The 13,608-nt window shown below is 62.0% G+C and carries 11 protein-coding genes; 6 read left to right on the forward strand and 5 right to left on the reverse strand.

Translation table 11 applies throughout. The features are described from left to right. The first annotated feature begins 47 nt into the window (after positions 1-47). The 6 genes from BLR13_RS03690 (at position 48) to BLR13_RS03715 (ending at position 6,952) form a co-directional block, all read left to right on the forward strand. Complete coding sequence (locus tag BLR13_RS03690; RefSeq protein ID WP_074827541.1) at positions 48-1,196, forward strand: acyl-CoA dehydrogenase family protein; 1,149 nt, start codon at positions 48-50, stop codon at positions 1,194-1,196. Further along, a complete protein-coding gene (locus BLR13_RS03695; RefSeq protein ID WP_074827540.1) occupies positions 1,196-2,074 on the forward strand; it encodes a CoA transferase subunit A in 879 nt (292 codons plus the stop codon). Before BLR13_RS03690 ends, BLR13_RS03695 begins: the two co-directional genes overlap by 1 nt. Before the next feature lie 2 nt (positions 2,075-2,076). Then, on the forward strand, positions 2,077-3,282 hold the full coding sequence (locus tag BLR13_RS03700) for a CaiB/BaiF CoA transferase family protein (protein WP_074827538.1): 1,206 nt from the start codon (positions 2,077-2,079) through the stop codon (positions 3,280-3,282). Between the two features lie 14 nt (positions 3,283-3,296). Then, positions 3,297-4,070 (forward strand): SDR family NAD(P)-dependent oxidoreductase, encoded by a 774-nt coding sequence (locus BLR13_RS03705; RefSeq protein ID WP_074831931.1) that lies wholly within the window; start codon positions 3,297-3,299, stop codon positions 4,068-4,070. Positions 4,071-4,202: 132 nt separating this feature from the next. Continuing rightward, complete coding sequence (locus BLR13_RS03710; RefSeq protein ID WP_244525077.1) at positions 4,203-5,399, forward strand: ABC transporter substrate-binding protein; 1,197 nt, start codon at positions 4,203-4,205, stop codon at positions 5,397-5,399. Positions 5,400-5,437: 38 nt separating this feature from the next. Next, positions 5,438-6,952 (forward strand): acyl-CoA synthetase, encoded by a 1,515-nt coding sequence (locus tag BLR13_RS03715; RefSeq protein ID WP_074827535.1) that lies wholly within the window; start codon positions 5,438-5,440, stop codon positions 6,950-6,952. 178 nt (positions 6,953-7,130) lie between these two features. Here the strand turns inward: BLR13_RS03715 and BLR13_RS03720 are convergent, their stop codons facing one another. The 5 genes from BLR13_RS03720 to BLR13_RS03740 form a co-directional block, all read right to left on the reverse strand. Next, positions 7,131-8,876 carry an AMP-binding protein gene (locus BLR13_RS03720; protein ID WP_143039795.1) on the reverse strand — a complete coding sequence of 582 codons (1,746 nt, stop codon included), beginning with the start codon at positions 8,874-8,876 and terminating at the stop codon, positions 7,131-7,133. A gap of 136 nt (positions 8,877-9,012) precedes the next feature. After that, positions 9,013-9,783 (reverse strand): SDR family NAD(P)-dependent oxidoreductase, encoded by a 771-nt coding sequence (locus tag BLR13_RS03725; RefSeq protein ID WP_074827534.1) that lies wholly within the window; start codon positions 9,781-9,783, stop codon positions 9,013-9,015. A 44-nt stretch (positions 9,784-9,827) separates the two neighbouring features. After that, on the reverse strand, positions 9,828-11,003 hold the full coding sequence (locus BLR13_RS03730) for a phosphotransferase family protein (RefSeq protein ID WP_083387646.1): 1,176 nt from the start codon (positions 11,001-11,003) through the stop codon (positions 9,828-9,830). A 31-nt stretch (positions 11,004-11,034) separates the two neighbouring features. Continuing rightward, entirely contained in the window at positions 11,035-12,225 is a 1,191-nt protein-coding gene (locus BLR13_RS03735) for a CaiB/BaiF CoA transferase family protein (RefSeq protein WP_074827532.1), read from the reverse strand. A 59-nt stretch (positions 12,226-12,284) separates the two neighbouring features. Next, positions 12,285-13,589 carry an enoyl-CoA hydratase-related protein gene (locus BLR13_RS03740; protein ID WP_157793684.1) on the reverse strand — a complete coding sequence of 435 codons (1,305 nt, stop codon included), beginning with the start codon at positions 13,587-13,589 and terminating at the stop codon, positions 12,285-12,287. Positions 13,590-13,608: the final 19 nt, after the last annotated feature.

The raw sequence follows: 13,608 nt of genomic DNA on the forward strand, positions 1-13,608 counted from the left end.
CGACAAGAATCGCAAAAAAATCCAGGGAAACGTCCAAGGAAACCTTCATGTACCTGACCGAAGAGCAGACCGCGTTCGTCGACAGCATCAAGAGAATGGTCGATCGGCACATCGCGCCGATCGCGGCCGAAATCGACGAGAGCGATCGCTTTCCCGAAGAGCTGGTGCCGATCTTTGGCGATATGGGCCTGCTTCAGCAGTGGGTGCCGGAGGAATATGGTGGCCCCGGCGGAAACCTGACGCTGTTGTGTCTCGCCAAACACGAGATCGCCAAGGTCTCGATGGCGTGCTCGATCCTGGCCGGCCAGAACTCGATCGGAATGGCGCTTCCGGTGCTGCATTTCGGCACCGAGGAACAAAAGCGCCGGTTCCTGCCGCTATCGGCCAAAGGCAGAACGCTGACGGCGGTCGCGATGTCCGAGCCGCATTGCGGCTCCGACGTCGCGGCCATGAAAACCAAGGCAGTGCGCGACGGCTCGTCCTATGTCATCAACGGCCAGAAGTGTTTCATCACCTTCGGCAGCGTGGCGCATTGGGTGCTGCTGTTTGCACGCACTTCCGAGGGCCGCGGCGTCGACGGTATCAGCGCCTTCATGGTGGATACCAAGACAACGGGATTCAAGGTCGGCCGCAACGAGCGCAAGATGGGGCTAGGCGGCGTGCCCAATGTGCAATTGTTCTTCGAAAACATGCGGGTGCCGCTGGAAAACCGGCTCGGCGAAGAGGGGCAAGGCTTCAAGGCCTGCATGCACATCCTCAACCTGAACCGGCCGACCGTTGCGGCTGCATCGATCGGTCTCGGCCAGGGCGCGCTCGACGCGGCGATCGCCTACGCCAAGGAGCGCAAGGCGTTTGGCAAGGCCATTGCGAGCAATCAGGGCCTGCAATGGATGATCGCTGACATGGCGATCCAGCTCGAGGCGGCCCGTGCACTGCTGTTCGAATGTACCCGGCAGGTCGACATGGGCGACTTCAGCCAGCTCTCGATGATGGCCTCGATGGCCAAATGCTTCGGCAGCGACGTCGCCATGAAGGTGACGACCGACGCGGTGCAGATTTTCGGCGGTGTCGGCTACCTCAAGGATTATCCGGTCGAGCGGATGATGCGCGACGCCAAGATCAACCAGATCTGGGAAGGCACCAACCAGATCCAGCGCATCGTGATCTCGCGCCATTTGCTCGGAAGGGAGGCCTGATGTCCAAGCTCAAGGATATCTCCGAAGCGCTCGACGGCATCGAGGACGGCGCGACCATCGGCATCGGCGGCTGGATTTTCAATTCGCAGCCGATGGCACTGGTGCGCGAGCTGATCCGCCGCAACAAACGCAATTTGCGCCTTGTCCCGGCTCCCGGCAGTATCGCACCCGACATGCTGATCGGTGCCGGCTGCGTCGCCGAAACCGGATGCGTGTTCATCTCCTTTGAGCAGTTCGGGCTGGCGCCGCATTTTCGCCGCGCCGCTGAATCCGGTTCGATCAGGATTCATGAGCTCGACGGCCCGGCAATTGCCGGCGGCCTGCGCGCCGCCGCCTGCGACCTGCCCTATGGTCTGATTCCGGACATGTGCACCGATCTGGCGCGCGTCAATCCGCAGACCTATCAACCCGTTCCCCGCACGACCGGCGAGCGGGCCATGCTGAAGGTGCCGGCGATTCACCTGGACGTGGTGCTGCTTCATGCGCAACAAGCCGACGAACTCGGCAATGTGCAATATTTCGGGCCGGTGTTCTTCGACGTGCTGATGGCGCAGGCAGCAAAGAAGGTCATCGTATCGGTCGATCGCATCGTGCCGACGGAAGTGATCCGGCGCAGCAATCACCTGACCAAATTGCCCTCGGCCTTCGTGCACAGCGTGGTCGAGACGCCATTCGGAGCTCATCCGACGTCGAGCGGCGGCCTGTATGAAGCCGATGACGATCATCTCGGTGAGTATGTCAGAGCCAGTGGCGGTGCCGCCTCGTTCGCCAAGTATCTCGAAACCTATGTCAGCGGCGTCGCCAGTCATCGCGACTATCACAAGCGCATCGGCAGCCCGCGGTTGCCCGAACCCGCGGCACCACAGGCCGGGGTCTGACGATGGCCGCGTCCCCTTCCCGCCCTCCATCGCGGCCGGGCCCGTTAAGCGGCATTCGGGTGCTCGATTTCACCGCGATGCTGGCGGGCCCGCACTGCACCCGCCTGATGGCCGACCTCGGCGCCGAGGTCATCAAGGTCGAGGGACCCGAAGGCGACTTGATCCGCGGACGTGCGCCGCTGCGCGACGGCCATAGCACCTATTTCGGCGCCCTGAACTGCGGCAAGAAAAGCCTGGCGATCGACCTGAAGAGTGACGCCGCCAAGGCCATCATTTATGACCTTGCCAAACTTTGCGACGTCGTGGTGGAGAATTTCCGCCCCGGCGTGATGGCGCGGCTCGGCTTCGATTACGCCGCGCTGGCGACGCATAATCCAAAGCTGGTTTACTGTTCGATCTCCGGTTACGGCCAGTCGGGCCCGGGCGCTACCCGTGCGGCCTATGCACCGATCGTCCACGCCGCCAGCGGTTACGATGCAGCCAACCTCAGCTATCAGACCGAGCAGGACTATCCGGCTTCGACCGGCATATTCATTGCCGACATTCTGTCGGGCGCTTACGCCTTCGGAGCCATTCAGGCAGCCCTGGTACATCGCGAACGAACCGGACAGGGACAGGCCGTCGATGTGTCGCTGATGGACTCGATGCTCAATCTGATGGTGTTCGAGTGCCAGGAAGCGCAGTTCCCGAGCGAGCAGAAGCGCCCGGTCTATGTGCCGATGAAGACGCGGGACGGCCACGTCATCATCGCCCCGATCAGTCAGAAGAATTTTGAGCAGATGGCGGAGGCGATGAAGCGGCCCGATCTGAAAACTGACACGCGGTTCTCGACGGGTCAGGCCCGCGTGCAGCACTGGACCGAGCTCATGGCGATCATGGAGCATTGGACCGAACAACGCACCGGGATCGAGGTCGAATCGATCATGGACGCCAACAGCGTGCCCTGCTCCCGATTTCTCACCGTCGCGGACGCCATGAAGGATCCGCAACTGGCGGAACGCGGCAGCCTGTCAGGGATCAACGACCAGGCGGGCAATTTTCTGGTGCCCAACGCGCCATTTCAGTTCCTCGCCACGCCGGCAGCGGCCGGCCCGTCGGTATCCGGACTGGGGACCGATAGCATGGACGTGCTTTCCGGCCTGCTCGGGTTTTCCGGCGAGAGGATCGAAAAGCTGCGACGCGATGGCGTTCTTTCTCCGAAGCAATAATGGAAACCAGGTTCATGACTGATCTCGTCTCGCTTGAAGGTCGCACCATCATCGTCACCGGCGCAGCGCAGGGAATCGGCAAGGCGATTACCGAACTTGCGATCGGATTGGGGGGCGCGGTGGTCGCACTGGATCTGAACGGCGATGCGTTGAAGGCCGCGGTAGGGTCGCTGCCTTCCGAGCGCGTGATGACGGTCACCGGAAGCGTGGTGGACGCCGATCTCGCCGCCCACACGGTCGAAGCGGCGGTGAAGCGGTTCGGCGCGGTGCACGGCCTCGTCAACAATGCAGGGATCACGCGGCCCGCCATGATCGAGAAGATGACCATTCAACAATGGCAGGAAGTGATCGACGTTCACCTCACCGGCGCGTTCTACTGGTTGCAGGCCGCGGGCCGCCACATGGTTCAGCGCGCCAAGGCCGGCGAAAAGAGCGGCGGATCGATTGTCAATATTTCCTCCGACGCCGGCCGCAAAGGCTCGATCGGGCAGATCAATTATGCCGCGGCGAAAGCCGGCATGTTCGGCCTGACCATGACCGCGGCCCGCGAATGGGGAAAATTCAACGTGCGAGCCAATTCGATCTGCTTTGGCGTGGTCGAAACCCCGATGACCGAGGTGGTGCGCGGACACAAGTTCCGCGACGGCATTTTGGCGCAGATTCCGATGGGACGCTGGGCCCAGCCTGAGGAAGTGGTGAAAACCGTGTGCTTCCTGCTGTCCGACGCCTCGTCCTACACCACAGGCCAGCATCTCGGCGTCAACGGCGGCTTCCACGTCACCGTGTGAAGCCAGGACCAAGTGAACTAATCGATCGCGCCATTTCTCTATCGGTAGCGACATTGCGGGAGAGAACAACAAATGGGACCGTCACCAGTCCTACGCGGTAGTCGTCGCCGACATTTGAGAGCGATTGCGCCCGTGCTGATTGCCGGCCTGCTCGCGGCCACCGGCAGCGCCGGTGCCGCCGAAAAAAAGTACGGTCCAGGGGTCACCGACACCGAGATCAAGATCGGGCAGACGGTGCCGTTCAGCGGCCCGGCCTCCTCCTTCGCCATCGTCGCGCGAATTGATGCCGCATACCTGCAGATGATCAACAGCAAGGGCGGCGTCAATGGCCGCAAGATCGAGCTGATCCAGCTCGACGATGCCTATAGCCCGCCGCGCGCCGTCGAGCAGACCCGCAAGCTCGTGGACAGCGACGAGGTGCTGGCGGTCGCGGGAACGGTCGGAACGCCGTCAAACCTGGCGGTTGCGAAATATCTCAACGCCGCCAAGGTCCCGCAAATCCTGGCGATGAGCGGATCTGCAGCGCTCGACAATGCGCAGCTCTATCCCTGGACGACGCTTTTTTACGCGCCGCAGGTCGTCGAAGGCCGCATCGCAGCGCGCTACATCCTAGACACCAAGCCGGACGCCAAATTAGCGATCCTTTTCCAGAATGACGAGTTCGGGAAGGGTTACCTCAACGCCTTCAAGGCCGAATTGGGCAGCAAGGCGCAGTCGATGATCGTGAAGGAAGAATCCTACGACCTGGGCTCTCCGACGATCGACTCGCAGATCGTTTCGCTCAAGGCATCGGGCGCGGACGCCTTCTTTCAGGCGACCACGCCGAAATTCACCGCGCAGGCAATCCGCAAGGCGCATGAGATCGGCTGGAAGCCGCTGCATGTGATCCTCGCAACCTCGTCGCAGCCATCGACAACGCTGAAATCGGCGGGCTTTGACGCTTCGACCGGCATCGTCACCTCGATCTGGCGCAAGTTGCCGGGCAATCCCGAATGGGCCGATGACGCCGCGATGAAGGATTACTTCGGCTTCATGAAGCAATGGGCGTCGAAAGAAGATCCCGAAGATCCGACCGCCCTGCTCGGTTACATCTGGGCGCAAATGCTGGTGGAAGTGATCAGGCGGTGTGGGGACGATCTGTCACGCGAGAACCTGATGAAACAGGCGACCACGATATCCGATCTTCAGATGCCGATGTTCCTCCCCGGTATCAAGATCAACATAAGTTCCACCATCCGGACACCATGGCGGGCGGCACAAATCGTTTCCTTTGACGGACGCGACTGGGTTCGTTCCGGCGGCCTCATCACGGTGCCGCTCGAGAACTGACCGGAATTCCCCACGAAACTGCGATCCAGCGGGCACGTATGACCACAGAGCAGATATTTCTCGACGAGCGCTCCACCGATCGAGACCAGGTGCTGGCCAATGCCGCGCGCGCGGCAAGCGGCCTTGAGGCCATTGGCGTTCGTGAAGGCGATGCCATCGCGCTGTTGCTGCGCAACGATTTCGCATTCATCGAGGCGACGCAGGCCTGCGCGCTGCTCGGCGCCTATTGTGTTCCGATCAACTGGCACGGCAAGCCTGATGACGTCAGCTACATTCTGGACGAGGCCAGGGTACTTGTTGCCCATGCCGACCTGATCGCTCCGTTACGCGGCGCGCTTCCGGCGGGCCTGATCGTTTTGATGGTGCCGACGCCAAACGAGGTTGAGATCGAGCTGGGCAAGACCGGCGAGCCGATGCCCGACGATATCATTTGGCCGGATTGGCTATCCGGTCATGCGCCATGGACAGGCGAGCCAAAGCGAAGCCGTGCGACGCTGATTTACACGTCCGGGACGACGGAACGCCCGAAAGGCGTCAAGCGCCGGCCTTCGAGCCCCGAGCAGGCGAGCGCCTACGCCGAATTGATGCGGACGGTATACGGCGTCACCAAGGGCTGCCGCGTCCTGATCGGTGGTCCGCTGTATCACGCCTCACCCAATGCCTGCCTGCGCCAGGCCATCGCGCAGGCCGAACTTATGCTGTTGCAAACCAGGTTCGACGCCGAGCGCACCCTTGCCGCGATCGAGCGGCATCGCATCACCCACGCCGTGATGGTTCCGACCATGTTCATACGGCTGGTGAAGCTGCCGGAGCAAGTTCGCCGCCGATATGATGTGAGTTCGCTGAGCTGGATCATTCATACCGGCGCACCCTGCCCGCCCGAGATCAAGGCAGAATTGATGGCCTGGTGGGGGCCCGTGATCTACGAGACCTATGGCGGTACCGAGGTCGGCGCCGTGATGCTGAGCACACCACAGGATTGGCTTGCACATCCCGGCAGTGTCGGCCGACTGACGCCGGGAGCGCGTATTGCGATTTATGGCGACGATGGTTCGCCGGTTGCCCCCGGCGGGATCGGCGAGATTTTCGTGCGTCAGCCGGCCTTGGCGGATTTCACCTATCTTAACCAGGATGAGAAGCGCCGGCAGATCGAACGCGACGGCCTCATCAGCGTCGGTGATGTCGGCTATATGAAGGACGATCGGCTATACCTTTGCGATCGCCGTTCGGACATGGTCATCAGTGGCGGCGTGAACATCTATCCCGCGGAAATCGAGCAGGCGCTGGTGCAATGCCCCGGCGTCAGAGATTGCGCCGTGTTTGGAATCCCGGACGATGATCTTGGCGAGACGTTGATGGCCGTCGTTGAAGCAGCGCCGGATGCCACAATCAGCGCCGATGATATCCGTGCGTTTCTCCGCCCGCGCCTTGCCAGGTACAAGGTTCCGCGGGACATCACGTTCCAGGACTCGCTGCCGCGGGAAGAGAGCGGAAAGATCTTCAAGCGCCGATTGCGCGATCCGTTCTGGGAATCTACCGGCCGTCGTATTTAGCTATTATCGCATTCATATCTCACCTGTTCTTTCCTTAGACCCTTTCGATAACGACCGCTGGAGCCATTCCGCCGGCAGCGCAAATGATCACGAGTCCTCATTTCGTCCGGTGAGAACTCTCACTGACATGCCCGCGGCGATCAAGAGCGGACGCACGCGCTACCCCTGCGGCCAAGGTTCATCCATTGGCCGCACGTGGCGTCTCTGCAAAGGCCTTCGCGATCTCGCGTAGCTGATATTTCTGTATCTTGCCCGCCGGGGCCTTCGGCAGGTCGGCGACAATCTCGACGCGTTCCGGCCAGTATTGTTTTGCGACCTTATGCTCCGCCATTAGCGCCTGCACCGCAGCCAGATCGAGCGTTTGCCCCGGACGGAGCACCACGAATGCACAGGCCCGTTCTCCCAGGCGAGGATCCGGATAGCCCACGATAGCGGTCGAAAGCACGGCGGGATGCTTGAACATCAGGTTCTCGATATCGAATACCGGCACGTTCTCGCCGCCGCGGATAATGATGTCCTTGATGCGGCCATCGATCCGTATATAGCCCTCGTCATCCATATAGGCCATGTCGCCGGTGTCGAACCAACCCTCGGCGTCGAACGGCTCCATGTCCTCGCGCTTGTAGTAGCCGAGGCACATCTGAGCGCCGCGGACCTTGAGCAAACCCTTCTCCCCGACCGCCGCCGGAGAGCCGTCCATCCGAATAACCTTCACCGCAACGCCCTCGAGCGGGCGGCCATCCGTCTTCGAGGATTTTTCAAGCGCCCGCTCCGGTTCGGTCAAGGTACTCGACAGGGACTCCGTCATGCCCCACAGCGAACAGACCTTCAGATCGAGTTCCCGGTAGACGCGATCGATCAGCGCGGGCGGAATTGGCGCACCGGCGCACAGGAAATTGCGTAGCCGCCCGGGCTTCGGCGATCCGCTCGCGACCGCTTCGCACATGTCGGCCAGAAACGTCGCCGCGCCCGCCGAATAAGTGACGCCCTCGTTGGCCATGATGGCGACGCCTCGCTTCGGCTCCCATACGTCCTGAAAGACGACGGTAGCCCCGATCTTCAGACCGAGCAGCATGCCTGCTGCAAAGCCGGTCATGTGACCCAACGGCGAACACACCAGCATCGTATCGCTCGCACCGAGGTGAAACCTGCCGCCGAGTGCAATGCTGCAGGCCATCAGCGAATTGAGACAATGCATGACGCCTTTGGGCGATCCGGTGGTGCCGGACGTGAACATCAGGACTGCCATCTGGTCGGTGGGGAGCGCGCCAATTTCTCCAACAGCCGGCGGACCGAGACGTTCGTTACCGGACAGGAATGCCTGATCGAAGCTGCTCGCACCTTCGCCGTCGACGACGATCACATGCTGAAGTTTCGGCAGCTTGGGCTGCAATGAACGCGCCATGTCCTCGTGGTCGAATCCACGAAACAGCTTTGGTACGATCAGCAGCTTGGTCTCGGCGAATTCGAGCATGTAAGACAGCTCGTGCTCCCGGAAGATAGGCATCAGCGGATTCACGATGGCACCGACCCGAAAGGCGGCGAGCGAGATCACCGCGAACTCCCACCAATTGGGCAACTGTACGGAGATGACATCGCGAGGGCCGATGCCGAGGCGTCTCAATGCGGCGGCCGTACGGGAAATCAGGTCGCCGAGCTCGGCGTAGGTGAACCGTCGGGGCTCTGCCCGATCCGCACGGTCAGCGATCAGCGCCAGCTTTTCCGGCGATGTGGAAATCGTCAGCTGCAGAAATTCGTCGAAGCTTCGGTCGACCCAAAAACCCTGGTCGCGCATCGACCGCGCGTGGGCAGCGGAATCAAATCGATTTTCGCTCATGCTTCCCTCCATGGACGTCGCAACGCGGCTCTTGGCGGCCAATTCGTTTGCTAGTGTACTAGTTTTGGAGCCCTTCGCAACTGCCAAATATGCGACATTTTTCGTATATCCGGGCGGGAATATTCAGAGGCACGCCCCCGGAAAGCAGATATGATAAGCGTGTGTCCGAATGCCGGAATTGTCTCTGCTGCGCGTACGGCCGTCCGCCAATCCCGGCGAAGCGTCAGATCGAAATATGGTAGCCGCCATCCACGGCGATATGCTGCCCGGTGATGTAAGACGCGCCATCGGAGAGCAGAAAACACACCGGCTTGACCGCCTCCTCCGGCGCGGCCCAACGCCCCATCGGAATCCGCGCCAATATGCCGTCCCGAAACTGGTCTCCCCTGATCGTTTCGGTCATCGGCGTCTCGACAACGCCGAAACAGACGGAGTTGGTCCGCACGCCGAATTTAGACCATTCCCTGGCGGCCGACATCGTCATGCCAAGCAGGCCGCTCTTGGCCGCAGCGTAGTTGATCTGGCCGACCGAGCCACCCCGTCCGGCGTCCGATGAGATGTTCACGATGGATCCCGGGCTTTCCCGGCCGGCCTTCCCCTGCGCAACCATGATGCGGCCCACGGCCTGGGTCCAGAGGAACGCGCCGGTCAGATGGACCGAAATGACTTCGCTCCATTGCTGCAGTGTCATCTTTTCGATCATCGCCGGCCGCGTGATTCCGGCATTGTTGACGAGACCGTCAATGGCGCCGATCCGCGCCTTGACATCGCTCACTGTTGCTTCCGTGAACTCTGGATCAGCCACGCTCCCCACATAAGACAGCAACCGGCCGTTCATGGCCGCGGCAAGGGCGTTGAGCTTGTCGGCGTTGAGATCGACGCCGACGACCCGCGCCCCGAGGCCGATCGCGAGACTGGCGACCGCCTGCCCGATACCCTGCGCGGCACCGGTCACGACAATTGTCTTACCTTCCAGTGACATCACATCTGGCATGGACTGCTCTCTCCTGGGCGCGGCGGCCGCCTGAAACCAACATCCTAGATACTATCGATCGAATCCAGATCGCCCATCGCCGTCGTGATCCGCTCGATCATCGTCAGCGACGTGTCCTCGGGCTGCATGTTCGGCAACAGCGGCGAGTGACACAGCGTGATCGTCCACATCGCGAGCGCATGCACAATCTGCTGACGGTAACGCAGGAAGCTGAGGTCGAAATCCGGTTTGACGCCGGTTGTCTCCGCAAATTTCTCGATGTAGCGGGCCAACAGCTCACGCTCCCAACTCCGGCGATCGTCCGGTGTCAGCGAGGCCGTCACGGCATAGGCGAAATCGCGCGACCAGTGGCCGCGCGAGAGACATTGCCAGTCGCATAGTCCCATCTGACCCGCGCCCGTCCGATACCAGTTACCGATATGCACGTCGGAATGGATGAGACCCTGCGGCTCGCTGTCATGCAGCGCGAGCGCGCGCATCGTTGCCGGCCAGACATCGTCACGGCGCGCCAGGACCTGGGCCGGAATAACGTGGGCGGCGGCGTCAAATGCCTTGCGGGTGTAATATTCCGTGCCCATTTTCGCAGCACCGATGGTGAACCAGCGGGGATAGCTGGCGAGCCACCGGTAGCGTTCGGCCAGCGTTGGATCACCGTAGAAGCGGCCGTGCAGCGAGGCCAATCGATCGACCATGTCGTCGGCCATGGCGCGCGTGACATAGGTCTTGTGATTGCAGAATGTCGCGGACTTGGTTGCGACCAGATCTTCCAGCAGATGAATCGCCGCAAACGTCTGCCGATCGTAGGCGGAGTGATAGCACAGCGGGGCTTCGATATCGAGCCGAGGGCGAATCTGCGTGTAGAAGCTGCCCTCGACGCGCGCCGTACCGTTGAAGCCGCCGATCATGCGGGTGACGATACTCGGCAGCGATTTGGTAAAGATCGACACCGGCAATCCGGCACGGCGGCCTTCCTCGTTGTAGGACACTTTCAACTGATGGCGTTCGTGGGTTCCTGCGCTCGCCGGCTTGACGTCGACCTGCGTAACGATGGCCCCAGGAGTCTTGCTGCACAAGACCGCCGTCAGCCATTCCGCCGTGACGGCATAGGGTGAACAGGGCACATCGTCGAACCGCCGCGCCTTTGGCCGCGCCAGACGCTCGTAAGCGACACGGCCTCCGATTTTCAGCGCGGCCAGGGCCGTATTGGTTGATCGCCCCATTTATCCAACTCCCCGTTAAGCTGCGCAAACCTCACCCGATCACGCGGGCCCGCCGTAACTCGCTGATGGTTTCCAATGACCACCCGATTTCACCCAACACGTCGTCGGTGTGCTGCCCGAGGACGGGCGGCGGCAAGCCGGCCTGACGCGCCGCCCTGTTGATCAGAACGGGATGGCCGACGCCCTTCAGCCGGCCCGCCGTCTGGTGTTCGTAGTCGACAATGATGCCGCTCGCCTTGGTGTGCGGATGGTCGAGCAATTGCGCGATCGAATTGATGGGTGCGCAGGGCACGCCGACGCCGGTCAGGACCTCATTCCAGTGCGCGACAGATTTTTGCCTCAGCGCGGCCTGAACATGATCGAGGGCTTCCTTGCGGTACGCAACGCGATCCGCATTCGTCCTGAACTTCGGGTCGTCGACAATCGCGTTCAAGCCGGTGACCCCGCAGAACTTGCGCCAGAGACTGTCGTTGGCGACCCCGATCATGATCGGACCGTCGGCCGCCTCGAAGGCCTGATAGGGGCAGAGCGATTCGTGGCTCGAACCGCATTTCGGCGGCTGCACGCCGCGCTCCCAGAAGGTCTGGAGATTATAGCCCAACAGGCCGAGCGCCGTTTCGAACAGCGAAACCTGGATCTCGCCGCCCTGCCCGGTTTTCTCCCGCGCATACAGCAGCGCCAGGATGCCGCTGAAGGCATGCACACCGGTCATCTGGTCAATCGGCGAGATCGGACTGCGGATGTAGCCGCCGTCCTCGTCTCCGGTCATCGACATGACCCCGCAAAACGCCTGCAGGATCACGTCATAACCCGGCGAGTTCTTCAGCGGCCCCGCGCGGCCGAAGCCGGAGATGCTGCAATGGATCAGACGGTCGTTGAGGCCGCGCAGCGTCGCCGCATCGATGCCGAGGCGCTCGGCGACACCGGTTCCGAAACTTTCGATGGCGACGTCGGCGGATTTAGCCAGGGCATGAACGATCTCGCGCCCTTTTTCGGTTTTCATGTCGACGGCGATGCTGCGCTTGTTACGGTTGGCGCTGAGAAAGACCGTGCCAAGGCCCGGCGCCGGAAACGGCGGCCAACCGCGCGTTTCATCACCCTGGCCGACGGTCTCCACCTTGATGATGTCGGCGCCGAGATCGCCGAGATATTGGGCGCACAATGGACCCGCGAGGACTTTCGACAGGTCGAGGACGCGGACGCCGGTCAGGGGTTTTGACACTGCTGTTCTCTCGATTGGAGTTGCGTCGGGGTCGCGGATTTTTCCGAAGCCGACGCCGATCAGGCGCCGGGCTCGGCGGAGGAGAAAGCGCCCGCGATATAGGCGGGAAAGCCATGATTCTTGACCAATAGATAATCCGCGGCGCGGCGCTGATCCTCGGAGAAGACGGCCCGCCATTTGTCCGCCGCGGCGTATGCCCGCGTCAGGCGTTCGCGCAACGCGCGTTTGCCGTCGGTAACAGGTTCCGCCTCGAGCCAGAACGCGGACTGAGAAATGACACCATCGAACACGGGTGGCTTGCTCGACCGCTGAAAGCCGGCACGAGCGAGGGCCTCCGCAAGCGTTGCATCCGCCGCTTCATCGACCCGCAGCGCCTCGGAAACGACCGCCACAGCCTGTTCGACAGGCGCCGGAATGCCCCCCGCCTTGCGAAGCCGATCATGATCGAGCCGGCCAAGAAACAGCGTCCTGATCATGTTGCGCGGCTCGCGCCGCTGGATGAGTTTTGCAAATATCTGCATCTCGGTGCGGATCGCCGCATCGAATGACTGCGGCAGTCCCTCGCTGACGCAATCGAGAATGGCAAGCGGCGCCGGATAGTTTCCGAGTGTTTCGGCCAGAACGCTTTGGCGTTTCCGCTCGATGATTGAAGCTGCATCATCCAGATCTACCGGTCGCCATCCGGGGCGGTCCCAGGGTTGCGACACCGACGCATGCGACAGCACCCATCGTTCCGCCGCCGCCACCTCTTCGCCGGCCGGCACGAGTTGATCGACCACGCCGGCGGCGAGAGCCGCCTGCCCGGACAATCGCGCACCTTCCAACAGGACTGGGAGCGCCTTTTCAATTCCGGCCAGGCGGGGCAGCCGTTGGGTTCCCCCGGCGCCCGGCAACAGCCCGACCAGCGACTCCGGCAAACCAAACGCAACCTTGGGGTCGTCGACCATGACCCGATGATGGGCCGCCAGCGCCAGTTCGCCGCCGCCGCCCAGCGCGAGGCCGGAGATGGCAGCCACGACCGGTTTGCCCGCGGTTTCGATCGCACGCAGCGCCTGGCTGAGCGGAAAAAAGTGGTCAAACGCCACGCGACCGCGGATCTCGGCCGGTGCGGCCATGATCATGTCGTAGGCCAGTCCCAACTCGGCGAGGTCGGCGCCGGCGCAGAATGCCGATCGCTTTCCTGAACGGATCACCACACCCCTCACGTCGCTTCCGCGCAACCATTGGCTAAAGACGGAAAGTTCGGCGATGGCGGCGTTGGAGAACACATTCATCGGACGGCCGGGCATGTCGAAAACAAGATGCAGGATATTGCTTTCGGTGCGTTCCGCCCGGAATTGCTGCAACTTCCCCAGTTCGCTCATGACCGTCTCCGCTGCCATA

The sequence above is a fragment of the Bradyrhizobium ottawaense genome (genome assembly GCF_900099825.1).
Lineage (GTDB): Bacteria > Pseudomonadota > Alphaproteobacteria > Rhizobiales > Xanthobacteraceae > Bradyrhizobium > Bradyrhizobium ottawaense_A.